Annotated in this window: 22 protein-coding genes; 12 read left to right on the plus strand and 10 right to left on the minus strand. The window is 73.0% G+C overall.

All coding sequences use genetic code 11. The features are described from left to right. Positions 1-75 precede the first annotated feature (75 nt). A complete protein-coding gene (locus tag ACF08F_RS07255) occupies positions 76-1,281 on the plus strand; it encodes a histidine kinase (protein ID WP_392297501.1) in 1,206 nt (401 codons plus the stop codon). On the opposite strand, the gene ACF08F_RS07260 is transcribed toward ACF08F_RS07255, so the two are convergent. From ACF08F_RS07260 to ACF08F_RS07270, 3 genes are all read right to left on the minus strand, one after another. Then, on the minus strand, positions 1,273-1,836 hold the full coding sequence (locus ACF08F_RS07260; RefSeq protein ID WP_392297502.1) for a hypothetical protein: 564 nt from the start codon (positions 1,834-1,836) through the stop codon (positions 1,273-1,275). The two genes, ACF08F_RS07255 and ACF08F_RS07260, sit on opposite strands and share 9 nt — an antisense overlap. A gap of 207 nt (positions 1,837-2,043) precedes the next feature. Further along, positions 2,044-2,478, minus strand: coding sequence for a PaaI family thioesterase (locus ACF08F_RS07265; RefSeq protein ID WP_392297503.1), 435 nt, complete (start codon positions 2,476-2,478; stop codon positions 2,044-2,046). A gap of 4 nt (positions 2,479-2,482) precedes the next feature. Next, positions 2,483-3,040 (minus strand): sigma-70 family RNA polymerase sigma factor, encoded by a 558-nt coding sequence (locus tag ACF08F_RS07270; protein ID WP_392297504.1) that lies wholly within the window; start codon positions 3,038-3,040, stop codon positions 2,483-2,485. A 260-nt stretch (positions 3,041-3,300) separates the two neighbouring features. Between ACF08F_RS07270 and ACF08F_RS07275 the strand changes: the two genes are divergently transcribed. After that, positions 3,301-4,518 (plus strand): CapA family protein, encoded by a 1,218-nt coding sequence (locus ACF08F_RS07275; protein ID WP_392297505.1) that lies wholly within the window; start codon positions 3,301-3,303, stop codon positions 4,516-4,518. 90 nt (positions 4,519-4,608) lie between these two features. Continuing rightward, positions 4,609-5,493: a polysaccharide deacetylase family protein gene (locus ACF08F_RS07280; RefSeq protein WP_392297506.1), complete on the plus strand. Its 885-nt coding sequence runs from the start codon at positions 4,609-4,611 to the stop codon at positions 5,491-5,493. A gap of 63 nt (positions 5,494-5,556) precedes the next feature. Here the strand turns inward: ACF08F_RS07280 and ACF08F_RS07285 are convergent, their stop codons facing one another. Continuing rightward, complete coding sequence (locus ACF08F_RS07285) at positions 5,557-6,219, minus strand: class F sortase (RefSeq protein ID WP_392297507.1); 663 nt, start codon at positions 6,217-6,219, stop codon at positions 5,557-5,559. Between the two features lie 411 nt (positions 6,220-6,630). Between ACF08F_RS07285 and ACF08F_RS07290 the strand changes: the two genes are divergently transcribed. Then, complete coding sequence (locus tag ACF08F_RS07290; protein ID WP_392297508.1) at positions 6,631-7,149, plus strand: hypothetical protein; 519 nt, start codon at positions 6,631-6,633, stop codon at positions 7,147-7,149. A 115-nt stretch (positions 7,150-7,264) separates the two neighbouring features. On the opposite strand, the gene ACF08F_RS07295 is transcribed toward ACF08F_RS07290, so the two are convergent. From ACF08F_RS07295 to ACF08F_RS07305, 3 genes are all read right to left on the minus strand, one after another. Further along, entirely contained in the window at positions 7,265-7,828 is a 564-nt protein-coding gene (locus ACF08F_RS07295) for a hypothetical protein (RefSeq protein ID WP_392297509.1), read from the minus strand. 164 nt (positions 7,829-7,992) lie between these two features. Continuing rightward, positions 7,993-8,757: a hypothetical protein gene (locus ACF08F_RS07300; RefSeq protein ID WP_392297510.1), complete on the minus strand. Its 765-nt coding sequence runs from the start codon at positions 8,755-8,757 to the stop codon at positions 7,993-7,995. 20 nt (positions 8,758-8,777) lie between these two features. Continuing rightward, a complete protein-coding gene (locus ACF08F_RS07305; protein ID WP_392297511.1) occupies positions 8,778-9,377 on the minus strand; it encodes a hypothetical protein in 600 nt (199 codons plus the stop codon). 605 nt (positions 9,378-9,982) lie between these two features. Between ACF08F_RS07305 and ACF08F_RS07310 the strand changes: the two genes are divergently transcribed. Both ACF08F_RS07310 and ACF08F_RS07315 read left to right on the plus strand, forming a co-directional pair. Beyond that, complete coding sequence (locus ACF08F_RS07310; protein WP_392297512.1) at positions 9,983-10,795, plus strand: SAM-dependent methyltransferase; 813 nt, start codon at positions 9,983-9,985, stop codon at positions 10,793-10,795. Beyond that, complete coding sequence (locus tag ACF08F_RS07315) at positions 10,792-12,954, plus strand: putative bifunctional diguanylate cyclase/phosphodiesterase (protein ID WP_392297513.1); 2,163 nt, start codon at positions 10,792-10,794, stop codon at positions 12,952-12,954. The genes ACF08F_RS07310 and ACF08F_RS07315 overlap by 4 nt, the downstream gene beginning before the upstream one ends. Before the next feature lie 142 nt (positions 12,955-13,096). Here ACF08F_RS07315 and ACF08F_RS07320 read toward each other — a convergent pair whose 3' ends face one another. Together ACF08F_RS07320 and ACF08F_RS07325 are read right to left on the minus strand one after the other, a co-directional pair. Further along, positions 13,097-15,274 carry a hypothetical protein gene (locus ACF08F_RS07320; RefSeq protein WP_392297514.1) on the minus strand — a complete coding sequence of 726 codons (2,178 nt, stop codon included), beginning with the start codon at positions 15,272-15,274 and terminating at the stop codon, positions 13,097-13,099. 117 nt (positions 15,275-15,391) lie between these two features. Next, a complete protein-coding gene (locus ACF08F_RS07325; RefSeq protein WP_392297515.1) occupies positions 15,392-16,303 on the minus strand; it encodes a LysR family transcriptional regulator in 912 nt (303 codons plus the stop codon). Positions 16,304-16,399: 96 nt separating this feature from the next. On the opposite strand from ACF08F_RS07325, the gene ACF08F_RS07330 reads away from it, so the two are divergent. The 5 genes from ACF08F_RS07330 to ACF08F_RS07350 all read left to right on the plus strand — a co-directional run bounded on the left by ACF08F_RS07330 (position 16,400) and on the right by ACF08F_RS07350 (position 21,412). Further along, positions 16,400-17,125: a succinate dehydrogenase gene (locus tag ACF08F_RS07330; protein WP_392297516.1), complete on the plus strand. Its 726-nt coding sequence runs from the start codon at positions 16,400-16,402 to the stop codon at positions 17,123-17,125. A 1-nt stretch (position 17,126) separates the two neighbouring features. After that, the gene (locus ACF08F_RS07335) at positions 17,127-19,118 is read left to right on the plus strand and encodes a fumarate reductase/succinate dehydrogenase flavoprotein subunit (RefSeq protein ID WP_392297517.1); all 1,992 of its coding nucleotides are present in this window, start codon (positions 17,127-17,129) and stop codon (positions 19,116-19,118) included. Continuing rightward, entirely contained in the window at positions 19,115-19,861 is a 747-nt protein-coding gene (locus tag ACF08F_RS07340; RefSeq protein ID WP_392297518.1) for a succinate dehydrogenase/fumarate reductase iron-sulfur subunit, read from the plus strand. The genes ACF08F_RS07335 and ACF08F_RS07340 overlap by 4 nt, the downstream gene beginning before the upstream one ends. 307 nt (positions 19,862-20,168) lie before the next feature. Continuing rightward, positions 20,169-20,561, plus strand: coding sequence for a tyrosinase cofactor (locus ACF08F_RS07345; protein WP_392297519.1), 393 nt, complete (start codon positions 20,169-20,171; stop codon positions 20,559-20,561). A gap of 23 nt (positions 20,562-20,584) precedes the next feature. Continuing rightward, complete coding sequence (locus ACF08F_RS07350) at positions 20,585-21,412, plus strand: tyrosinase family protein (RefSeq protein ID WP_392297520.1); 828 nt, start codon at positions 20,585-20,587, stop codon at positions 21,410-21,412. Positions 21,413-21,468: 56 nt separating this feature from the next. On the opposite strand, the gene ACF08F_RS07355 is transcribed toward ACF08F_RS07350, so the two are convergent. Next, a complete protein-coding gene (locus ACF08F_RS07355; RefSeq protein ID WP_392297521.1) occupies positions 21,469-23,829 on the minus strand; it encodes an ATP-binding cassette domain-containing protein in 2,361 nt (786 codons plus the stop codon). 419 nt (positions 23,830-24,248) lie between these two features. Between ACF08F_RS07355 and ACF08F_RS07360 the strand changes: the two genes are divergently transcribed. Then, on the plus strand, positions 24,249-24,452 hold the full coding sequence (locus ACF08F_RS07360) for a DUF6229 family protein (RefSeq protein ID WP_055639995.1): 204 nt from the start codon (positions 24,249-24,251) through the stop codon (positions 24,450-24,452). The last annotated feature ends 53 nt before the right edge of the window (positions 24,453-24,505 follow it).

The raw sequence follows: 24,505 nt of genomic DNA on the forward strand, positions 1-24,505 counted from the left end.
GCGGATGACCGTCCCCGCCCCGACGCGGGAAGGTGCGCGGATGACCGTCCCCGCCCCGGCCCGAGGGGCACGCCGATGACCGGCATCGCCCTCGCCGCCGCGGGCGCCGCCGGGGCGGTGCTGCTCGCGGTCGGCTTCGTCCTCGGGCGGTTCACCGCCCGCCGCGGGGGGCGCTCCGCCGATCCCGGGCTCGGCACGCCGGTCGAGCGGGCCACCTTCCACACCCTGCACACGGCCTCGCTCGCCGCCCCGCCGCTGCGCGCCGGGCTCACCGAGGAGACCGCCCGCAAGGCGGCGAGCACGCTGCGCTCGCTGCTCGGTACCGAGGCGCTCTGCCTCACCGACCGGGGCGCGGTCCTCGCCTGGGACGGGCCGGGCGGTGACCACCACCGGGCGCACGTCCCGGCGCTGGCGGCCGACACCCTGGACACCGGCCGCAGCCGGTCCGCGCCCACCGACTGCGACGACCCGGGCTGCCCTCTGCGCTGGGCGGTGACCGCCCCCCTCACCGGTGAGGACGGGGTCCTCGGCGCGCTCGTGGCCTACGGGTCACGGGAGTCGGCCGTCCTGGTGCGGGCCGCGACCGAGGTGGCCCGCTGGGTCTCCGTCCAGCTGGAGCTGGCCGAGCTCGACCGCTCGCGGACCAGGATCGTGGAGGCGGAGATCAGGGCGCTGCGCGCGCAGATCTCGCCGCACTTCATCTTCAACTCCCTCGCCGCCATCGCCTCGTTCGTCCGCACCGACCCCGAGCGGGCCAGGGAACTCCTCCTGGAGTTCGCCGACTTCACCCGGTATTCCTTCCGCCGGCACGGCGACTTCGCCCAGCTCGCCGACGAACTGCGTTCGATCGAGCAGTACTTGGCCCTCGCGGGGGCGCGCTTCGGGAGCCGTCTGAAGGTGACGCTCCAGATCGCCCCCGAGGTGCTGCCGGTGACGCTGCCCTTCCTCTGCCTGCAGCCCCTCGTGGAGAACGCGGTGAAGCACGGTCTCCAGGAGCGCGAGCGGGGCTGCCGGGTGACGATCGCCGCCCGGGACGCGGGCGCCGAGGCCGTGGTGACCGTCGAGGACGACGGGGTCGGCATGGATCCGGAGCTGCTGCGGGCCGTCCTGCGCGGGGAGCACCCGGCGGGATCCGGCATCGGTCTCTCCAATGTGGACGAGCGGCTGCGCCAGGTCTACGGGGCGGAGCACGGTCTCGTCATCGAGACGGGGGTCGGCGCGGGGATGAAGGTGACGGTACGCATCCCCAAGTACCGCCCGGGTGTGCACCGTTCAGCATAGGTAGAGCGACAGGTGGGCGAGGGGCAGGCCCAGCTTCCAGGCGGGGAGCCAGACCTGGTCCTGCTCGTCGACCGTGACGGGAACCTCCGGAACCGCCCCGGAACCGCCGGTGGACGGGCCGTCCAGGTCGGCGGCGCGCACCCAGGTGTCGCGCAGCCGCTGCCACGCGGTCAGCGCGAGGGCCAGGTCGGGGCCCTCGCCCTCCGCCCTGCGGCGCTCTTCGAGCCGTTCCTCGACCCAGGACGTCCAGGGCCGGTCGTGCGCGGTACGGTGCAGCAGGGCCTCGATCCGTACGGGGGCGTCGCGGCCGCCGCCGGACCCCCCGGCCCCGTACGGCCTCCCGGCCCCGGCCCCGGCGCTGTCGGTGTGCTCCGACAGGTGGACCGTAAGGGCGAGGGCCTGGAGGCCGGCCCGGTACTCCAGCGAGCCGGGCGCCACCAGCGCGGCGGTCCTCAGCACCTCGTCGGCCAGGTACTCGGCGCACAGCCAGGCCATCGGGACGGCGAGTCCGCCGCCGCTCGTGCCGCCGGTGCCGTTCGTGCTCTCGGGCAGCAACGCTCCCACCTTCTTCTCCCGGACGTCGGGCCCCGGACGTCGGGGGCCCGGGGGAGAGCCTCCACCGTGAAGGGCCCCCGCGGGTCCCGCTTTGCTCAACTCGCCGGTGTGGATTCGGATACGTTTCCCGGCCGGATAGGTGCCGTTGGGATTCCTGTTGCCACAGGTGGCGAACGGGGGAGAAGTGGTGGGGGTGGGGCGGCCGGCTCAGCCGAGCAGCGCGTACACGGCGGTGGCGTGGGCGGCGATCTCCTCCGTGCCGTCGGCCGTCATCGTGATGTCGGCGAAGGCCATCCGCTTGCCCGACTTGGTCAGCCGGGCGCGGACGAGGACGTCGCTGCCGAGGACCGCCCGCTGGAAGGTGATGGACTGCTGGACGGTGGTCATCGGGACGAAGCCGCCGCGGGTCGCGGCGACGGCGATGACCGTCGCCGTGTCGGCCGCGGCCATCAGGGCCTGGCCCGAGAGGCCGCCGCCCTCCCGGGCGAGCCGGTCGGACCAGGGGAGCCGGAGCACGGCTTCGGAGCCGTCGACGGAGGCGACCGAGAGCCCCAGGTCGAGCACCCAGGGCGCGAAGTTGTCGGCGAGGATCTTTTCGGCGGCGGCGGGAGTGAGGGCCGCGGCGTCGGGAGTCAGCGTCACGGCGTCATTGTGGGGCCGCCGCGCGCGGCCGGGCAACGCCCGTGCGGTGCGGGCGGTAGCCGGGCAGGGACCTGCCGAGCTGCCGCAGGGCGTAGTGGGAGCGGGACTTGACGGTCCCGGCGGGGATGCCGAGGTCGACGGCGGCCTCGTTGACGGTCAGGCCGTGGAAGTAGATCCGGACGAGCACCTCCCGGTGCTCGGGGCTCAGTCCGCGGACGGCGGCCCGTACGTCGAGCGCGGCCTCGGCGGAGGCGGTGGCGTCGGCGGGGTCGGGCGTCACCGCGAGGACGCCGTCGCCGATCTCGGCGGGCCGGGCGAGGCGTGAGCGGCGGGCGTCGATGGCCAGCCGGCGGGCCACGGTGAAGAGCCAGGGCCGCATCGACTCGTAGGGCCCCTCGAAGGCCTCGGGGTGGAGCCAGGCGCGCACCAGGGTCTCCTGGGCGAGGTCCTCGGCGCGCTGCCGGTCCCCGTGGGTCAGCCCGAGCAGGAAGGAGAGCAGCGCCGGGCCGTGGTCCCGCTGCAGCTCCGCCAGGTTCCGTTCGTCGGTCGTCGCCGTCCTCATGCTCCGTGCCTCTCCCTCGGCTCCTCGTCCCGGCGGTATCCGAACGCATCCGGAAGAGCAGGGACAGGGAAGGGGCATCGGTGTGCGGCGAACGGTCGCACGGAGCGGTGAATGGTACGGCGAACGGTCAGGCGGAGCGCTTGCGTCCGTTTCGGTGCGGTTCATGCGCTTGTGCGGCCTTGACCCTTGACTGCGGCTTTCCGGCGCGATCAATTCTTCAGAACAGATGTTCATAACAAGAGTTGAGCGGAGTGCCGCAGATGACCTCACGCACCACACCGGCGGCAGTGGCCGTCGCCGCCCTTCTCGTCGCGGCGGCCACGGGCTGCGCCGGAGGCGGCGTCCCGGGCGGCGGCACCCCGACCCCCGGCACCCCGGCCGGGAACCCCGCCGCCGGGCGGAGCGCCGCACCGCCGTCCGCCGCCCCGGGCGGAGCCTCCGCACCGACCGGATTCACCCTCGTCGCCTCCGGCGACGTCCTCCCGCACGACTCGATCATCCGCCGAGCGGCCCAGGACGCCGGCGGCGACGGCTACGACTTCGGCCCCATGCTCGCCGGGGCCAAGAGCGTCGTCGCCCCGGCCGACCTGGCCATCTGCCACATGGAGACCGTGTACGGGAAGGAGGGTGGACCCTACACCGGCTACCCCGCCTTCAAGTCGCCGCCCGAGGTCGCCACCGCCCTCAGGGCCACCGGGTACGACTCCTGCTCCACCGCCTCCAACCACACCCTCGACGACGGCGCGGCCGGGCTCCGCCGCACCCTCGACGCCCTGGACGCGGCCGGCGTCCGGCACGCCGGCTCCGCCCGTACCGCCGAGGAGGCGGCGCGCCCCACGCTGATGAAGGCGGGCGGCGCCACGGTCGCCCAGCTCGCCTACACCTACGACACCAACGGCTACCCGCTCCCCGAGGGGCAGCCCTGGGCGGTCAACCTGCTCGACGAGTCCAAGGTCGTCGCCGACGCTCGCGCCGCCCGCGCGGCCGGCGCCGACGTCGTCGTGGTCAGCGTCCACTGGGGCACCGAGTGGCAGACCGGCGCCGACGCACGCCAGCTCTCCCTGGGCCGCGCGCTCACCGCCTCCACGAGCGGCGGCCGCCCCGACATCGACCTGATCATCGGCACGCACGCCCATGTCCCGCAGGCCTACGAGAAGGTCAACGGCACCTGGATCGTCTACGGGATGGGCGACCAGATCGCCGGAGACATGATCAACCACGAGGGGGCCTACGACCCCCGGGGCAACCAGGGCACCCTCGGCCGCTTCACCTTCGCCCCGCCCAAGGCGCCCGGGGCGCGCTGGGAGGTCACCAAGGCGGAGTTCGTCCCGCAGTGGTTCGACACCGGCCGGGGCCGGGTCGTCAACCTCGGCGCCGCGGACGACGGGGATCCGCGCCACACCTCGATCCGCGAGACGATCCGGCAGGTCGTGCTCGGCAGGGGAGCCGACAAGGACGGCCTGACCATGGGGAAGTAGGGAGGCCGGCTATCGGCTCATCGGGTGTTTTCGGCCGGGGTGCCGGTGTCGATGAGCCGGGTGGCCCTTCGCCCGGACGAACCATTGGTCATGAAAAAGGATCAGATGCCTCAAGGGCGTCGGGCGGTACTGCGTCTGGCCGCGGCGCTCGGCGCCACGGCCACCGTCGGGTACCTCGCGGCGGACCTGTTCGGCGAGCCCGCGCGGTCCACGGGCGCGGCCCCCGCACCCCAGGGGCCACCGGGCGCGGTGCCGCCCGGAACGGCCCCGGCCGCCGGTCCGCAGGCGGCGCGCACCGCCCGGCTGCGCCCCTCCGCGTACCGGCTCCAGCCGATGACCGCGTACGCGCCCCCGGCCTTCCGGCGCGCGGTGCCGCCCGTCCGGCAGCGGCCCTTCCTCAGCATGTCCGGGGTCGGCCGCTCGATGGTGCTGTCCTTCGACGACGGGCCCGACCCCCGCTACACCCCCGCCGTCCTGGAGACCCTGCGCCGGTACGAGTGCCGGGCGATGTTCTTCGTCTGCGGCGAGATGGCCGTCGAGCACCCGGACCTGCTGCGGGAGATGGCCGCCGACGGACACGTCGTCGGCAACCACTCGTGGTCCCACCCCCTCATCCCCAAGCTGCGGCCCTCCCTGATCCGCGACGAGCTCGGCTCCACCAGCGAGGTCGTCGAGCGGACCCTCGGCGCGGCGCCGCTCTGGTACCGCGCGCCCTACGGGGCCTGGAACCGGCACTCCTTCGAGATCGGCGCCGAGCTCGGCATGGAGCCGCTCGCCTGGACCGTCGACACCCTCGACTGGAAGGAGCCCGGCACGGGCACGATCGTCCGCCGCGTGCTCGACGGCGCCGCCCCCGGCGCCGTCGTCCTCTCCCACGACGCGGGCGGCGACCGCACCCAGAGCGTGGCCGCGCTCCGCCGCTATCTGCCCGAACTCCTCGACGCGGGCTACCACATCACCGTCCCGAGACGCTGACGAGGCCGTACGCGAAGGGCCCCGGCACCTGAGGGTGCCGGGGCCCTTCACGCGCCGCGAAGCTCAGCGGGAGCCCACCATGTGGGCGTACACGACGACGTTCCCGTCGTAGCCGTGCGCCCGTGTGTAGCCGCCTCCGCAGGTGATCACCCGGAGCTCGGGCTGCCCGGTGTCCGCGTAGACCTGGACGCCGGGGAAGTCGTTCTTGGAGTAGACCTCGACCCCGTAGATCTCGAAGACGGCGACCCGGCCGTCGTACCGCTCGACCTCGATGTGCTGTCCCTTCTCCAGCGAGCCGAGGCCGTAGAAGACCGCCGGGCCCTGCGCGTTGTCGACATGGCCGACGACGACCGAAGTCCCGCGCTGGCCGGGGGAGATGCCGTTCTGGTACCAGCCGGCGAGGTTGGCGTCCTGCGGGGGCGGAGCCGCCACCCAGCCGTCCGCGTCCAGGCCCACGTCCATGATCGGCGCGGCGACCCGGATCGCGGGGATCTTGATCCGTGAGGCCGGAGCGAAGGGCAGCGGCTCCAGACCGGCGGTCTCCTCCGCCGACGGCGGGACGACCGGTCGCGCCACGGGGCGTGCGGCCGCGGCGGGTTGGGGCGGTCCGAGGGCGACATCGACCCCGTTGCGCATCATGGCGAGCCCGGACAGCATGGCGAGGGCCAGGACGCCCCAGGGTTGGCGTCTCCTGCGGTTGAAGACGCGGAAGTCCTTCGGGGGCATGGTTCTCCCTTCGTGGCGTCGTCAGAACGGTAAGGGCGGCAGCGCGGTCCGTCGCCCCGGACGCGGCGAACGGGTGGGGGGCGCCGCCGGACGGGTGCCGGGGCGCGGGGAGCGGCCGGAGAACCGGCGGGCGCGGACCGCCGGGCGAGCTCCGGCGGCGGGCTTCCCAGGGGGACAGCCGGGTGACAAGGGGATGACCCATCCGAGTATTCGTCAGATAAGCACCCCGGAAAGCTGTGACCTGCGGTTCCATCCCGTGCGCGGGGTCGATTCCGGGCGTGTCGCCTCACTGGGGTGGACCAGTGCCGACGTGCACGGATCGCCCCGACTTGTGATGGTTCGTCATGGAAGCCGTACTCGTCGAATTTCCCGGAGCACCGCTTTGGGGCGTCTTCCACTGGAGGTTCAACCATGCGTGCTGCACGCACTCTGGCGGTGGCCGCCACCGCGTTCGCGGCGGTCGGGCTCGCCGCCCCTCTCGCCGCCGCCACCAACGAGCCGGCCAACGTCGTCACCGGTGGCTCCAACAACACCCCGAGGGACGTCACCGTCAGCCCCTTCGAGGTCCACCAGGGGTCGACGCTCACGATCACCGCCAGGGGCTGCAACCGTGGCGGCACGGTCACGTCCAACGCCTTCCCGGACGCCACCCTCTCGGGCGGCAACAACCTCAACACCGCCGTCGCCCGCGTCCACAACAACGCCACGCCCGGCAACTACAACCTGGCTGTCAGGTGCAACGGCGGCTCCAACGTGGTCACGGAGTCGTTCCGCGTCCTCCCGGGCCGCGGCGCGCAGGGCGGTATCGGCGGTTCCCTGGCACCCAGCTCCACCGAGATGGCCATCGGCGGCAGCCTGGTCGCCGCAGCCGCACTCGGCGGCGGACTCTTCATCATCCGTCGTCGCCGTATGACCGGCGCGGGAGTCTGACCGGCCGAACCTCCCGGTCCGGCCCGCTGTGCCCGTCGCCCCCGAGTCCTCGCCAGGACCCGGGGGCGACGGGCGTCCGGGGCCGCCGGTCCGCGCCGCACCCGGCCGCTCCCGTTCAGTGACGGCGGGAGGTGCCGGAGCGGCGCCGGACCACGTACACGACGCCGCCGGCGGCGGCGAGCACCAGGGCCGAACCGGTCGCGAGCATGACCGTGTCCACCTCGTCCACCGAGCCGCCGAGACCGCCCCGCACCCCGCGCGGGGGAGTGAGCAGCGTGGCGCTGATGGTCGGGGTGGCCGTGGGCGTACCGCTGATCGTCAGATCCACGGTGTCCTGCACGCCGCCGGTGCAGTTGAACGACACCGTGTACACCGCGCCGGGCCGGGCGTCGAAGTCCACGGTGGCGGTCGCCGCCGAGTTCGGGGCGATGACGACGGTGTCGAAGATGCCGGCCGAGGCCGTCGCCGTGCTGGCGCAGCCGGGGGCGCTCAGCGTCACCCGGCCGCCCGGGGCGACGAGCGAGGGCGACACGACGAAATCGCCCGGTGCCTTCGCTCCCGGTGCCCGCGGGTTGGTGGCGGGGGCACCCTCCGCCGCGAGGGCGACGGTGGCGGGGGCGGCCAGGGCGAGGGCGGCCGCCCCCAGCAGGGCAGTGGACGCGGCACGTATCGCGCGCATGGTGAATCCTCCGGGTCCCGAGGGGCAGCCGCGGAACGGGATTTCCGCGAGGGCTGCGTGCACCTCGATGCCCGAAACGCTAGGAGCGCACTATCACAGCCGCGATCCCAGACGTGCGAATGGGGCACGCTTGTCCCCCGTGCGGCCCATTGGCACGCCCTGACTCAGCCGGTGACCTGCGGGAACAGATCGGTGAACGGCGCGGCGGTGGCGGAGATGCCCCGGCCGAACGGCGCGTCGAAGTCCCAGATGAGGAAGAGCAGGAACGCGATCAGCACGCTGAACAGCCCGGCGAGCAGCAACTCCCGTCCCGTCCTGCGGATCTGGAGCGTGAAGATCAGGCCGACGGTCACCAGGGCGCCGATGATCAGGCCGAACCAGACCACCCCCGGCATCGTCGCCCCCGCGTTCTGCCCGCGCGCGCCCCGGGCGTCGTCGGCGGCGGCCACCTGGTCGACCAGCGGCTGGTAGGCCTGCCCCTCGAAGTCGTTGGCGGGCTGGTAGTCCGTGACGCTGCGGCGCACCTTCTCCAGGAGGGCGGTGCCCTCCTCGCTCAGTTCGCCGTTCTCGGACATGTACGTCCACTCCTCGTCGACCACGTACGAGACGTACGCGTCGACGTCGGCGCGGATCCTGGTGCGCACGTCCAGCGGGTAGACCTCGGCGCGGGCCGAGATCTCGTGCATCGCCTGGGCCTCCTGCCGCACGGTCTCCTGGGCGGACCCGCGCGCCTCCCAGACGCCGGCGATGGCGAGGCCGAGGACGATCGCGTAGATCACGCCGATCATCATCGTCATGTACTCGATGACGTCCGGGGTCTCGCTGGGGTCGTCGTCCTCCGGGATACGACGGTGGTTGATGACGACGATGGTCAGGACGACGGCGCAGGCGGCGGCCATCGCGAGGGTGAGCACGAGCCATTCGGACATGGAAGGACCTCAGGGGGAGTTCAGCGGGAGCGGGGGCGCAGGATCGCGGTCGCGAGCACTGCGGGGGCGATGATCACCAGCGTCATCGTGACGACGGACGTGCCGCCCTTCGGCTGCGGGCGCGCGGCCCGGCGGTAGTGGGGCAGCGCGACGGGCCCGGGGGCCGCGGGCCGGGGCCGCGCGGCGGGCGGGGGCGCCGGCGCGGGCGCCGGGGCGGCGGACGACGCCGGGGGCGCGGGCGCCGGGGCGCGCTCCGGCGGGACCGGGGTGGCCGGTGCCGGGGAGGCGGGCTCGGGGCGCGGTGCGGGGGTGGTCACCGGGGGAGGCGGCGGCGTCGTCCGTACGGGAGGCGGGGGTGGCGCCGGGACGGTCGGGGGCTGCGGCTGGGGCTGCGGCTTCGGCGTCGTGGGCCTCGGCGCCGGCTTCGTGGGCGGCGGAGGCGGAGCGGGGGTGGGTGAGCACGCGCCCGGCCCGATGACCGCCACCGAGGTGTGCGAACCGTCGGGGCCGGCCGTGGCGTAGGCGCAGGAGTCGGCGGCGGCGGGGACCGGTGCGGCGAGCAGCCACACCAGTCCGAGGGCCGCCACCGACCGCGCGAGGAGTGATCCGTACAGAGACACGCCGTCGAGCTTGATCACAGACGCGGCGAGCCGGGGCCGAATCGGCGGGGATTCGCCGGATGGTGGGGTTCTAGGGACGCGTGGTTTGACGTTTCGGCGCCCGGAGGTGGATTCGGCGCAATGACCGGGTGTCGCCGAGCCGATCGATTCGCCGGCCGCGCCGCTCTCCGCTTCGGTCGGACCTCGACCTGACTTAGTCGTGGTCCCGTCAGGACTCCGACGGCACTTCGGAGGACTCCCAGGGGGCCCGTGCGGCAGAAGTGTCCGGTTGTCGCCCTGCCGGGGGCGCCGGCCGGCCAGGCGTCCCGGGGCGTCGTCCGGGCCCCGCCGAAGGCAACGACCGAGGTGCGCCAAGGGCCTGGGCCCCCGTAAGGTGCGGCTGACACCGGCCGGGAAGTCGACGCACACTCATATGCACGTGAATTTGCACGGGCTGAAGGCGTGAACTCTGCGCTTCACGAGCATGTGCCAATGTCGTGTGACCAAGAACGGACCGCTAATTTCCGTTTCTACTCGCTCTCCCGGCGGGCGATCAGTAGCCTCACCTCGAACACCGGCCGCGAACACATGGCCGCATCCCCCATGGCGACTTGTTGGAGACATTGATGGAGCGTCCCGCCTGGGCTCCGCCGGGTATCGACATTTCGGTGCCGAGCGTGTCCCGTATGTACGACTTCTATCTGGGCGGCTCGCACAATTTCGAAGTGGACCGGGAAGCGGCGCGCAAGGCCATGGAGTTCATGCCGGGCCTCCCCAAGATCATGCAGGCGAACCGTGCCTTCATGCGCCGCGCCGTCCGCCATGCCGTCGACAACGACGTCACCCAGTTCCTCGACATCGGCTCCGGCATACCCACCTTCGGCAACGTGCACGAGGTCGCCCGGGCCGCCGACCCCGCCGCGCGGGTCGTCTACGTCGACCACGACCCGGTCGCCGTCGCCCACAGCCGGGCCGTCCTGGAGGGGGACGAGGCCGCCGCGGTCGTCGCCGCCGACCTGCGCAAGCCGGCCGACATCCTGCACAGCGCCGAGGTGACCCGGCTCCTCGACCTGGACCGGCCGGTGGCCCTGCTCCTCGTCGCCGTCCTCCACTTCCTGGAGGACGAGGACCGGCCCTACGAGGCCGTCGCCCAGCTCCTCGACGCCCTCGCGCCCGGCAGCCTCCTCGTCGTCACCCACGCCTCGTACGAGGGCATCCCGCTCTCGCAGGAGCTGGCGGGCGGCACCGTCGGCGTCTACCGGAACATCCGCAACCCCCTGGTGATGCGGTCCGGCGCCGAGATCACCCGCTTCTTCGACGGCACCGAGATGGTCGAGCCCGGCCTCGTCCCGATGCCCGCCTGGCGACCGGACAGTCCGGTCGAGGAGGAGGATCCCTACGCCTTCTCCGGCTTCGCAGGGGTGGGGCGCAAGGCGTGAAGGTCCCGTCGCAGCCCACCGCCGTCGCGGAGGCGGACGGTCCGGAGGACAGACTCAGGCGGTTCGTCACCATCTGGAGCCGCGCGATCTTCCCGGTGACGGCCACCTCGCTGACCCGCGCCGAGTTCGAGGGGCACCTGCTGCCGCTGGCCCGCACCCTGTGCGACGCGCTGCACGCCCGGCCCTTCGACACGGCCCCGGCCCAGGGAGCCGGCGCGGCCCTCGTCGCCGCCCACTGCACCGACCCCGACGCCCTCGGCCGCAGCCTCGGCGTCGTCGACTCGTACCTGGTCCTCTACTGCGGTACGGAGTCCGACCTCCCGGCCGAGGAGCTGCGCGCCCGCTGCGCCCGGCTCCAGCACGCCATGGCCACCGGCTACGCCCAGGCCCTGCGCGAGCGGACCCGCGCCGAGCAGGAGGCGATCGCCCGCTCCGCGCTCTCCGCGCGCAGCGCCGCCGAGATCGCCCTGCACGCCACCGAGAGCCGCTTCCGCGCGGTCTTCGACGGCGCGGCCATCGGCATCGGCATCGCCGACCTCGACGGCAACGTCCTGGAGGTGAACGAGACCCTCACCCGCATGTTCGGCGGGATGGAGGGCCCGCTGCGCAGCCGGAAGGTCAGCGAGTGGGTCCACCCGGAGGACGGCCCGCACGTCTGGAAGCTGTACGAGGAGCTCGTCCGCGGCGAACGCGAGTCCTACCGCGTGGAGAAGCCGTACTACCGGGGCGACGGAACGGTTCTGTGGACCAACCTCACCGTCTCGCTCCTCCGTGACGCCGACGGACGGCCCCAGTACCAGCTCGCCCTGATGGAGGACACCACCGAACGGCGGCTGCTCCACCTCCGCCTGCGGTACGAGGCCACCCACGACGCGCTCACCGGGCTGCCGAACCGGACCCTGTTCTTCGAACGCCTGGAGAAGGCGCTCGTCTCCGGCGACAACGCCCGCTTCGGCCTCTGCTACCTCGACCTCGACGGCTTCAAGGTCATCAACGACAGCCTCGGCCACTCCGCCGGCGACCGGCTGCTCGTCGAGGTCGCCGACCGGCTGCAGAGCTGCGTCACCGGCCCGGGCGAGATGGTCGCCCGGCTCGGCGGCGACGAGTTCGTCGCCCTCACCACCGGATGCGCCGGCGAGCGCGACGTCACCGCACTCGCCGACCGCATCCTGGGCGCCCTCGCCACGCCCCTGCGCATCGACGGCCGCGAACTCACCGTCCGCGGCAGCCTCGGTGTCGTCGAGGGCCCGGCGGGGGAGCGGACCCCGGCCGAGGTGCTGCGCAGCGCCGACATCACCATGTACCGGGCCAAGTCCGCCGGCGGCAACCGCTTCGAGCTCGCCGACCCCGAGGCCGACGCCCGCGCCATCACCCGGCACGGACTGACGACGGCGCTGCCCACGGCCCTGGAGCGCGGCGAGTTCTTCATCGAGTACCAGCCGCTCGTCCACCTCGGCGACGGCAGCGTGCACGGCGCGGAGGCGCTGGTCCGCTGGTGCCACCCGCAGCACGGCGTCCTCGGCCCCGACCGGTTCATCCCGCTCGCCGAGGACACCGGCCTCATCGTGCCGCTCGGCCGCTGGGTGCTCCAGGAGGCCGTGCGCCAGGCCCGCTTCTGGCAGGCGCGGCACTCGGACGGCGGCCCGCTGCGGATCAACGTCAACCTCTCCCCGACCCAGCTGCACCACCCGCGGCTGGTCGCCGACACCGTCGACGTCCTGGAGCGGTCGGGGCTCGAACCGGGCGCGCTCTGCCTGGAGGTGACCGAGTCGGCGCTGATCGGCGCCGATGAGGACCTGCTCAAGCCGCTGCGGCAACTCGCCGAGATGGGCGTGGACATCGCGCTCGACGACTTCGGCACCGGCTACTCCAACCTCGCCAACCTGCGCCGCCTGCCGGTGAGCGTCCTGAAGCTCGACCGCTCCTTCACCCGGGGCATGCAGCAGCACCCCGTGGACCCGGTCGACCTCAAGATCGTCGAGGGGATCGTCTCCCTGGCGCACAGCCTGGAGCTCGCCGTCACGGTCGAGGGCGTCGAGACCGGAGCCCAGGCCCGCCGGCTCCGCGACCTCGGCTGCGACACGGCGCAGGGCTGGTACTACGCCCGCCCCGGCGCCCCGGACCGCATCCACTCGCTGCTCCTGGCCGACGCGGTCTGAGACCCGGCGCGTACGAAACCGGCCTCCCCGCGCGGAGCGGGGAGGCCGGGAAGAGGTACGGGGGAGGAAAGCGGAGAGGCTATTTCAAGGAGTGAGTAGAAGGAAGCCTCTCCATGGCCTCGCCCCGGAACGACCGTAGCACTCAGCCGGGCAGCAGGTCGCGCAGATTTTCGGGGGTGAGTACGCGCGAGCCGGGAGCGAGTCCTTCGGGCCGCTCAAGGCCGATGTACGTGACCGGGCCCTCCGGCACCGACCGGCCGTCCCACACCGTGACCCGCGTCCCCGACTGCTCCATCAGGTCCACGAGATGGCGAACCGTCAGGTACGTGCGGCCGAGCAGACCCCGCAGCATGCCCGAGATCGTCACCCGGTGCCCCTCGACCTGGTTCGCCGAGGGCGCTCCCTTCAGGTACAGGTGCAGCCAGTGCGCGTGCCAGCGCCCCTCGTCGTCCCGCCGGAAGGCGAGCGGCAGCGACACCTTGCCGGTGCCCCGCAGGTCCGACTTCATCCGCACGGTACGCGGCTCGAACGGCCGGCCGCCCTGCTCGCCCTCGCGGAGCATGAAGCCGAAGAAGCCCTCCGCCACCTCGTCGAAGCGCTCGCCCGAGAAGACGTACACCTGCGGGACGACGAACGTGCCCCGCACCGCGCCGAGGCGCAGTTCGATGAACTCCGAGGCCCCGTCCGGGGCTTCGGTGACGTCGCCCGAGTGCCGGCCCTCGACGTCGGCCAGGGCCGTGAACGCGAGCCACGTCACCGTCGCGAAGTTCTCGTCCAGGACCAGCGCCGACAGGTCGAAGTCCGTCGTGCGCCGCGCCTGCCGCCAGTACGTGAAGAAGCGCAGCAGCTCTCCCTCGACCGGCGAGACCGAGCCGCGCGGCAGCACGCCGAGCCCCGCCGAGGCGGCCCGGCCGCTGAGCGGCAGCGCCACGTCCAGCATGTCCGGGTCGATCAACAGCCGCTCGGGGGAGGGGAGTCGGCGCCGGGTCTCGGCGTCGAGGACCGCGACGAGCCGCTCGCGGTCGGCGTCCTCCAGCGGCGGACGGGCGTCGTCGGTGATCCAGGCGGAGGCCTCCCGGTTCACGAACACCCGGCGCACGGCGCCGCTCCCGCCCGTGCGGTTCTCGATGTGCTCGCGCATCGACAGGACGACCCGGCCCGACACCTCCGGCGCGGCGCGCTCGACGGCCGCGAGGACCGCCTCCCGCTCCTTGCCCTCCGACGCGAGGCGCAGGAGCCGGTCCAGGGCGCGGAACAGGCGGCCCGGAGCGTGCGAGGCCAGCAGCTCCGCCGTGCCCGCGACGTCACCCCGGGCCAGCATCTCCTCCACACGGCTGTCGAAGGACCGGGCCTTCCGCTCGCCCCGCGCGACGGCGAACACGTCGGCGGCGTGCGGCCAGTGCGGGTACTCGTGGGGGTGCAGCCGCTCCCCGAGGCGCTTCCACGCCTCCGTGTGCGCGTTCACGTCCGACAGCTTGGCCGGCGACGCGGCCACGACGGCGTCGAGCCCCGCGAGCAGCGCGCGGCGGTACGGGCGGGACAGCGCGCGGAAGCGCGTGGGCTCGCGCAGCGTGACGTCGCCGTCCGCGAGGGCGCAGGCCAGCCGCAGGACGTCGGTCACCGTGTCGAGGAGCGGGGCCGCGCCGGCCCGCAGCCGGGCGCGGTTGACGACGGCGCGGCTCTCCCGGACCGGGATCTCCCCGGGCTGGGGGCCGTCGGCGGCGTGCTCGGCGAGCACGGCCAAGTCGTGCAGGTGCTCCTCGCCGAGCGGGGTCGTGCTCCCGGCCAGGGCCAGGTAGAGCGCGGTGACCTCGGTCTCCGCGTCCGCGCCGAGGTGCAGCACGGTCAGCCGGTCCCCGGCGGCCGCGATCAGCTCGTCGTGCGCGGCGATCATCTCCTCGTAGGTGTGCCGGTACCGGCCGTACGACGGGAGGGTCAGCAGGTCGAGGACGCCCGCGCTCAGCTGGTCGAGCGTCGCGTCGCGGGTGTCGGCGTCGGCGAGCGCCTCGGCGACGCAGGCCGCCCAGAAGTCCGGCGTGTCCGGCACGTTGGCCGGGAAGTCGACGAAGTAGACGTTGTGCCGGACGTGGTCGCCGACGAGCTCGCGGACCGTTACGAGGGTGCGGACGGCGGTCTCCACGACCGTCGGCTCGGCGAGCCCCGAGAGCCGCTCGATCACCTCGGCCGAGAGCTTGAACCCGACGGTCATCAGGGCCGCGTCGAACCGGTGCGCGGCGGCGGCCCCGTCCCCGGCCGGGCCGGTGGGGGAGGGGAGACGGCGGGTGTGCCGGACGACCAGGTGTTCGAGATCGTGGACCATACGCGCATGCTCGCAGCCGCCGCCCGCCACCCGCACGCGGATTTACGGGGCCGCGGCGGCCGTCACCCGGCCGCGCTCTCCCTCACGCGGCCGAGGTCTCCTCGGACGGGGCCGCGGTCAGACGGTCTCCGCCGTCCGGGCGGGGCCGCCCCGGCGGGAGGCGAGCAGCATGCGCTGGAGTTCCCGCGCCGCCCTCGGCGGTGCCACGTCGCTGCGGTGGGCCAGGGCGATCGTCCTGCGCAGCCCCGGCCGGGCGAGCGCGGTGACGCGGACGTCCCGGCCCGCGCGCGCCGCCACCATCGCGGGCACGACCGCCAGACCGAGCCCGGCCCGGACGAAGCCGAGGACCGCGTCCAGCTCGCCGCCCTCGACGGTGAACGTGGGCTCGAAGCCCTCCGCCCGGCAGGCCGCCACGGTCAGTTCCCGCAGGTCGTAGCCGTGCCGGAACATCACGAGGGGCTGGTCCTTGAGGTCCGTGATCCGCACCGGCCGGCGGGGGGCGGGCGCCGACGCCGAGGAGACCACGACCAGGTCCTCCCGGAGCAGCTCGACCGTCGTCAGGGCCGGCGACGGGGTCGGCAGCGGGAGCACCACGAGCGCCAGGTCGAGCGCACCGCGCGCCAGCTCCCGTACGAGATCGTGCGAGCCGCCCTCCTCGATGAGGAGCTCGATCCCCGGGTGCAGGTCGTGGAAGGCGCGCAGCACGTCCGGCAGGAGCCCCGTGCACAGGCTCGGGGTCGCGCCGAGCCGCACCCGGCCCCGCTTGAGCTGCGCCAGCTCCTGCACCTCCAGCCGGGCCGTCTCGGTGTCGGCGAGGATCCGGCGCGCGAGCGGCAGCAGTGCCTCGCCGGCGTCGGTGAGGGTGATGTTCCCCCTGGCCCGGCTGAACAGCTCCGCGCCCAGCTCCTGCTCCAGGGCCTTGATCTGCTGGGAGAGCGAGGGCTGCGAGACGTGGACGCGCTCGGCGGCCCGCGTGAAGTGGCGGGTCTCGGCGACGGCGACGAAGTAGAGGAGCTGCTGGAACTGCATGGCCCCAGCGTAGGCGACATGGATAGGTGATGCCTATCGAGATCAGCCGGACCATGTCTTGGACCTCTGGGGTCCTTCGGCCCTAGCGTCGTGGGCATGGCTCTGGCACCCACGAGGGACCGGACGACGGGCCGCCCGCCGTCCCCCACACCGTCACGCGGATTCCTGTCATCGACCCTCGGCAAGAAGACGGTCATGGCCGTCAGCGGGCTGCTCATGCTCGGTTATCTCGTCGCCCATGTCGCCGGAAACCTGAAGGTCTTCTTCGGCCCCGAGGAGTTCAACGCCTACGGCCACTGGCTGCGGGTGATGGGCGCCCCCGTCCTGCACCACGAGTGGGCCCTCTGGCTCGTCCGGATCGTGCTCCTCGCCGCCGTCGGCGCCCACGCCGTCTCCGCGTACCAGCTCAGCCGGCGCGATGTGAAGGCCCGCCCCACCGCGTACGTCCACCGCCGCAGGCGGGCCTCGTACGCCACCCGCACCATGCGCTGGGGCGGGGTCATCCTCGCCCTCTTCATCGTCTGGCACATCCTCGACCTCACCACCGGCACCGTCCACCCCGGCGGCTTCGAGGAGGGCAAGCCCTACCAGAACGTCGTCGACACCTTCTCCACCTGGTACGGCAACGTCATCTACATCGTCGCCATGCTCGCCGTCGGCCTCCACGTCCGCCACGGCTTCTGGAGCGCCGCCCAGACCCTGGGCGTCGGCAACGCCCGCCGCGAGCGCCTCCTCAGGGCCCTCGCCAACACCCTCGCGCTCGTCCTGACCGCGGGCTTCGTCTCCGTCCCCGTCGCCGTCATGACCGGAGTGGTGAGCTGACATGAACCCCACCGACTACGCGGACTACGCCACCGGTGCCCCGCTCACCGACACCACGGCCCCGGAGGGTCCGATCGCCGAGCGCTGGGACACCCGCCGCTTCCGGGCGAAGCTGGTCAACCCCGCCAACCGCCGCAAGCACCGCATCATCGTCGTCGGCACCGGCCTCGCCGGCGGCTCCGCCGGCGCCACCCTCGCCGAACAGGGCTACCAGGTCGTCCAGTTCTGCTTCCAGGACTCCCCGCGCCGCGCCCACTCGATCGCCGCCCAGGGCGGCATCAACGCCGCCAAGAACTACCGCAACGACGGCGATTCCGTCCACCGCCTCTTCTACGACACCGTCAAGGGCGGCGACTTCCGGGCCCGCGAGTCCAACGTCCACCGCCTCGCCCAGATCTCCGTCGAGATCATCGACCAGTGCGTCGCCCAGGGCGTGCCCTTCGCCCGCGAGTACGGCGGACTCCTCGACACCCGCTCCTTCGGCGGCGTCCAGGTCTCCCGTACCTTCTACGCCCGCGGCCAGACCGGTCAGCAGCTCCTCCTCGGCGCCTACCAGGCGCTGTCCCGGCAGATCGCCGCCGGGAACGTCGAGATGCACGCCCGTACGGAGATGCTCGACCTGATCGTGGTCGACGGGCGGGCCCGCGGCATCGTCGCCCGTGACCTGATCACCGGCGAGATCTCCACCCACTACGCGGACGCGGTCGTCCTCGCCAGCGGCGGCTACGGCAACGTCTTCTACCTGTCGACGAACGCGATGAACTCCAACGCCACCGCCGTCTGGCGGGCCCACCGGCGCGGCGCGTACTTCGCCAACCCCTGCTTCACCCAGATCCACCCCACCTGCATCCCGCGCACCGGCGACCACCAGTCCAAGCTGACCCTGATGAGCGAGTCGCTGCGCAACGACGGCCGCATCTGGGTCCCGAAGGCCAAGGGCGACACCCGTCCCGCCGCCGACATCCCCGAGGACGAGCGCGACTACTACCTGGAGCGGATCTACCCCTCCTTCGGCAACCTCGTCCCCCGCGACATCGCCTCCCGCGCCGCGAAGAACGTCTGTGACGAGGGCCGCGGCGTCGGCCCCGGCGGCCAGGGCGTCTACCTCGACTTCGCCGACGCCGTCCGCCGCATGGGCAGGGAGGCCGTCGAGGAGAAGTACGGCAACCTCTTCGACATGTACGAGCGGATCACCGCCGAGAACCCGTACGAGGTCCCCATGCGGATCTACCCGGCCGTGCACTACACGATGGGCGGCCTCTGGGTCGACTACGACCTGCAGACGACCGTCCCCGGCCTCTTCGCGATCGGCGAGGCGAACTTCTCCGACCACGGTGCCAACCGGCTCGGCGCCTCCGCCCTCATGCAGGGCCTCGCAGACGGCTACTTCGTCCTCCCCGCCACGATCAACGACTACCTCGCCCGCCACCCCCACGCCGAGCCCGTCACCGACGACCACCCGGCGGTGCGCGAGGTCCTCGCCGAGACCGAGGACCGGCTGAACCTCCTCCTCGCCGTCGACGGCGACCGCACCCCCGACTCCTTCCACCGTGAACTCGGCGAACTCATGTGGGAGTTCTGCGGCATGGCTCGCACGGAGACGGGCCTGCGCAAGGCCCTCGCCCGCATCCCCCGGATCCGGGAGGAGTTCTGGCGGCGCATCAAGGTCCCTGGCACGGGCCAGGAGTTCAACCAGTCCCTGGAGAAGGCCAACCGCATCGTCGACTACCTGGAGCTCGCCGAGCTCATGTGCCTCGACGCACTCCACCGGGCGGAGTCCTGCGGCGGCCACTTCCGCGAGGAGTCCCAGACGCCGGACGGCGAGGCCGCGCGCCACGACGAGGAGTTCGCGTACGTGGCGGCCTGGGAGTTCCGGGGGGCCGGAAGCCGTCCCCCGGGAGAACACGGCGCGGCGCTCGGTGCCTCACCCGTCCTCCACAAGGAGGACCTCACCTTCGAGTACGTCCACCCCACCCAGCGGAGCTACGCATGAAGCTCACCCTGCGCGTCTGGCGCCAGCGCAACGCCGACACCCCGGGCGCCATGTCCACCTACGACGTCGACGGCATCTCCGCCGACATGTCGTTCCTGGAGATGCTCGACACCCTCAACGAGGCCCTCATCCTGCGCGGCGAGGACCCCGTAGCCTTCGACCACGACTGCCGCGAGGGCATCTGCGGCGCGTGCAGCCTCGTCATCAACGGCGACGCGCACGGACCCGAGCGCACCACCACCTGCCAGCTCCACATGCGCTCCTTCCGCGACGGCGACACGATCGACATCGAGCCCTGGCGCGCGGCCGCCTTCCCCGTGGTCAAGGACCTCGTGGTCGACCGCTCCGCCTTCGACCGGGTCATCCGGTCCGGCGGCTACATCAGCGCCCCCACGGGCTCCGCGCCCGAGGCCCACGCGACCCCGGTCCCGAAGGCCGACGCCGACTCGGCCTTCGAGCACGCGGAGTGCATCGGCTGCGGGGCCTGCGTGGCGGCCTGCCCCAACGGCTCGGCGATGCTCTTCACCTCGGCGAAGATCAACCACCTCAACGTCCTGCCGCAGGGCTCGCCCGAGCGCGAGACCCGCGTCCTCGACATGGTGGCCCAGATGGACGCGGAGGGCTTCGGCGGCTGCACGCTGACGGGGGAGTGCGCGACGGCCTGCCCGAAGGGGATCCCGCTGCCGTCGATCGCGGCGATGAACAGGGAGTGGCTGCGGGCGCGGAGGAAGGTGAAGGGGTAGGGCCCGTCCGGCGGAGTCCGGATCCGGACAGCCTCGCGGCGTGGGCTCCGCCACACGGTGTGCCCCTGAGCGAAAGATCATTCACATAATGATCACTTTCTCCGTAAGATCTTTGCTCGGGGGCTCCGTCCGCCGGGTGGGCAGCAAGATCAACTCCGTTCAATTCTGTACATTTTGCGACGAGTTGTCCATTTCGAAGCCAACCGGTGTCCGGCGATTTCCGCCCCACGCCCACCCCCGGGTAGTCATGAGCACTGCCGGGGGCATATGACCAAACCCCCGGTCGCACAGACCATTTGGGGGTTTCATGTCCAGCATCACCCGACGCCGGGTTCTCGGCGTCGCGGCCGGGGCCGCAGGGGCCGCCGCGGGCCTCGCCCTGGCCGGCGCCGCCGTCGCCGACGCTCCCCGGGCCGCCGCTGCCGCGGCCGGCCCGGCCCCGGCGTCCTTCGACGAGGTGTACCAGGGCCGCCGCATCAAGGGCGGGCCCGCACACGCCGGAGGCCACCACGGGGGGCACCACGGAGGCGGCTACTCCGTGACGATCGACGGCGAGGAGCTGCACGTCATGCAGAACGCCGACGGCACCTGGATCAGCGTCATCAACCACTACGAGCCCGTCGCCACGCCCAGGTCGCTGGCCCGCGCGGCCGTCCGTGAACTCCAGGGCGCCCCGCTCGTACCCCTCACCCTCGGCTGATCGATCCAGGAACGGCACCCGTCATGACCGTACGCAAGAACCAGGCCTCCCTCACCGCCGACGAGAAGCGGCGTTTCGTCGCCGCCCTCCTGGAGCTCAAGCGCTCCGGGCGGTACGACACCTTCGTCACCACGCACAACGCCTTCATCATGAGCGACACCGACAACGGCGACCGCGTCGGCCACCGCTCGCCGTCGTTCCTGCCCTGGCACCGGCGCTTCCTCATCGAGTTCGAACAGGCGCTGCAGTCCGTCGACCCGACCGTCAACCTCCCCTACTGGGACTGGACGGCCGACCGCACCCCCCGCTCCTCGCTGTGGGCGCCCGACTTCCTCGGCGGCACCGGGCGGGCCCGCGACGGCCAGGTGACCGACGGCCCGTTCGCCCGCAGCGGCAACCGGTGGACGATCAACGTCCGCGTCGACGGCCGCGACTACCTCCGGCGCGACCTCGGCGCGGGCGGCCGCCAGCTCCCCACCCGCGCCGAGGTGGACTCCGTCCTCGCCATGGAGACCTACGACACGGCCCCGTGGAACAGCTCCTCGGACGGCTTCCGCAACCACCTCGAAGGGTGGCGCGGGGTGAACCTCCACAACCGCGTCCACGTCTGGGTCGGCGGCCAGATGGGCACCGGGGTCTCCCCGAACGACCCCGTGTTCTGGATGCACCACGCCTTCATCGACAAGCTGTGGGCCGACTGGCAGGCCCGCCACCCCAAGTCCCCGTACCTGCCGGCCGCGGGCACCGCGAACGTCGTCGACCTCCGCGACACCATGCGCCCGTGGAACGACGTCACCCCGGCGGACATGCTGGACCACACCCGCCACTACACCTTCGACACGGCGGCCTGACCCCGCCGGGCGGACATCCGGTCCGTCCGGCGGCTCCCCCGTCCCGGGGCCGGACCTCAGGTCCGTCCGGTCGGCCCCAGGGCCCGGAGGAGATACGGCGCGGTGCGGCTCTCCGCCGCCCGCGCCACCCGCTCCGGAGGGCCCGCGGCCACGATCCGGCCGCCCTCGTCGCCGCCGCCCGGGCCCAGGTCGAGGACCCAGTCGGCGGTGGCGACCACGTCCATGTCGTGCTCGACCACGACCACGGAGTGGCCCGCGTCCACGAGACCGTGGAGCTGACGCATGAGGACCTCGACGTCCGCAGGGTGCAGCCCCGTCGTCGGCTCGTCCAGCACGTACAGCGTCGCGGAGCGGCGCGGGCGCTGGAGCTCCGAGGCGAGCTTGATGCGCTGCGCCTCGCCGCCGGACAGCTCCGTCGCCGGCTGCCCGAGCCGGAGGTAGCCGAGGCCCACGTCCAGCAGGGTCCGCAGGCTGCGGGCGGCGGCGGGGGTGTCGTCGAAGAGCTCCGCGGCCGACTCGACGGTGAGGTCCAGGACCTCGCCGATGGTCAGACCGCGCCACCGCACTTGGAGCGTCTCCGGGTTGTACCGGGCGCCGTGGCAGTCGGGACAGGGCGCGTACGTGCTCGGCAGGAAGAGGAGCTCCACCGAGACGAAGCCCTCGCCCTGGCAGGTCTCACAGCGTCCGCCGGGGACGTTGAAGGAGAAGCGGCCCGCCTTGTAGCCCCGCTCCCTCGCCTCCGCCGTCTCGGTGAAGAGCTTCCGCACGACGTCGAACAGCCCCGTGTACGTCGCGAGGTTGGAGCGCGGGGTCCGGCCGATCGGACGCTGGTCCACCGTCACCATCCGCTCCACACCGGGGATTTCCTCGGACAGCGCGCCGACGAGCGTCGACTTCCCCGAACCCGACACACCCGTCACGGCGGTGAGGACCCCGAGGGGGAAGGCCGCCTCGACCGCCCGCAGGTTGTGCCGGGTCACCGGCCCCGTCCGCAGCCAGTCCACCGGGGTCCGTACCGACCGGGCGCGCGCCGGGTCCCGGTCGAAGAGGAAACGCCGGGTGGCCGAGGCCTCGACGTCCGCCAGCCCCTCCGGCGGGCCGCTGTGCAGGACGTGCCCGCCGTGCACCCCCGCACGCGGCCCGACGTCGACGAGCCAGTCCGCGTGGCGGACGACGTCGAGGTGGTGCTCGACGACGAAGACCGAGTTCCCGGCCGCCTTCAGCCGGTCCAAGACCACGAGGAGTGCCTCGGTGTCGGCCGGGTGCAGACCGGCGGACGGCTCGTCGAGCACGTACACGACCCCGAAGAGCCCCGAGCGCAGCTGGGTCGCGAGCCTCAGCCGCTGGAGCTCGCCGTTGGAGAGGGTGGGGGTCGCGCGGTCCAGGCTGAGGTAGCCCAGGCCGAGTTCGGTGACGGTCGCGATCCGGGCCACGAGATCCTCGGTGAGGACCCGGGCCGTCTCCGCGCCCTCCGCCGGCGTCGCCGAGAGCAGCCCGGCCAGGACCGTCAGCGGGAGCGCGGCCAGCTCGGCGATCGTCCGCCCCGCGAAGGTCACCGCGAGCGCCTCCGGGCGCAGCCGGCTGCCGCCGCACGCCGAACAGGGCGCACTCGTCAGGAACCGCTCCGCCTTCGCCCGCAGCGTCGCGCTCTTCGAGTCCGCGAAGGTGCGCAGCACGTACCGCCGGGCGCTCATGTACGTCCCCTGGTAAGGGCGTTGGATGCGGTCCGCCTCCCGCACCGGATGCACGGTGACGACCGGCTGCTCCTCGGTGAACAGGATCCACTCGCGGTCCTCCGCGGCCAGCTCGCGCCACGGCCGGTCGACGTCGTACCCGAGGGCGTCCAGGACGTCCCGCAGGTTCTTCCCCTGCCAGGCCCCCGGCCAGGCGGCGACAGCACCCTGACGGATGGACAGGTTCCGGTCGGGGACGAGGAGTTCCTCGCTCGTCTCGTGGATCCGGCCGATGCCGTGGCACGAAGGGCAGGCACCCGCGGCCGTGTTGGGGGAGAAGGCGTCGGAGTCGAGGCGCTCCGCGCCCTCCGGATGGCGGCCGGCCCGGGAGAACAGCATCCGCAGGGAGTTGGAGAGCGTCGTCACCGTCCCGACGGAGGAGCGGGCGTTCGGCGAGGACCGGCGCTGCTCCAGGGAGACCGCCGGGGGCAGCCCGCTGATCTCGCCGACCGCGGGCGCCCCCACCTGGTGGATCAGCCGCCGCGCGTACGGCGCGACCGACGCGAAGTAGCGCCGCTGCGCCTCCGCGTAGATCGTCCCGAAGGCGAGCGAGGACTTGCCCGAACCGGAGACCCCGGTGAAGGCGACGAGCGCGTCGCGCGGGATGTCGACGTCGACCCCGGCGAGGTTGTGCTCGCGGGCGCCGCGGACACGGACGTACGGATCCTGGGGGCTGTCGTGCATGCGACGATTTTAGCCACCGATTCCCGTTTGCCCCGGTCGGGTGGCCGGGCCGTGCGCGCCCCGCCGCGGACCGCTCCCGCGGGTCCCGTGGGGCGCGCGAAGCGTCCGCATGTCGGAGATCGAATGGCGAAATGTGGAGGGCGCCCACCACTTGACGGGTACGGGCACCGTCCGTCCCGCCCCCGCGCGGGCGGTTCCGCCGGACCGGGCCGCGCGGGCCCGGCACCGTCACCCACCTCGGCTCGCGCTCCGGCGCACCGCGCGGCGGACACCCGGACCGCACGGCCTCGGCGACTCCCGGACGGAGCCGGACGCGCCGCAGCGCACGGTCGAAGTTTGACCGGTTCTGGCAGGTCTCGGACGGACATCCTCCGGTGGATTCTGTAGCTCCCGCAATCCAGGCTCGTAGGAGGAAACGCATGCCCGTCATCTCCGCCACCCGCACCGACGCGATCGTCACCGCCTGGCTCCAGGGCGCCGAGACGGCCTTCGGCGCCGACAACCCGGCCGGACCGCTCTACGTGGGCGGGGCGGCCGGCGAGGCCGCGCTGACCGACGCCACCGAGGCGCTGCTCACCGGGTGCAGCAGCTGTACCGGTTCGTGGCACAGCTACTGCTGCTGACGCACCGGGGTACGGCACACAGCACCGCACGCGACACCCGGGGAGCCCGCACG

Origin of the sequence: Streptomyces sp. NPDC015130 (assembly GCF_043080005.1) — a bacterium.
Lineage (GTDB): Bacteria > Actinomycetota > Actinomycetes > Streptomycetales > Streptomycetaceae > Streptomyces.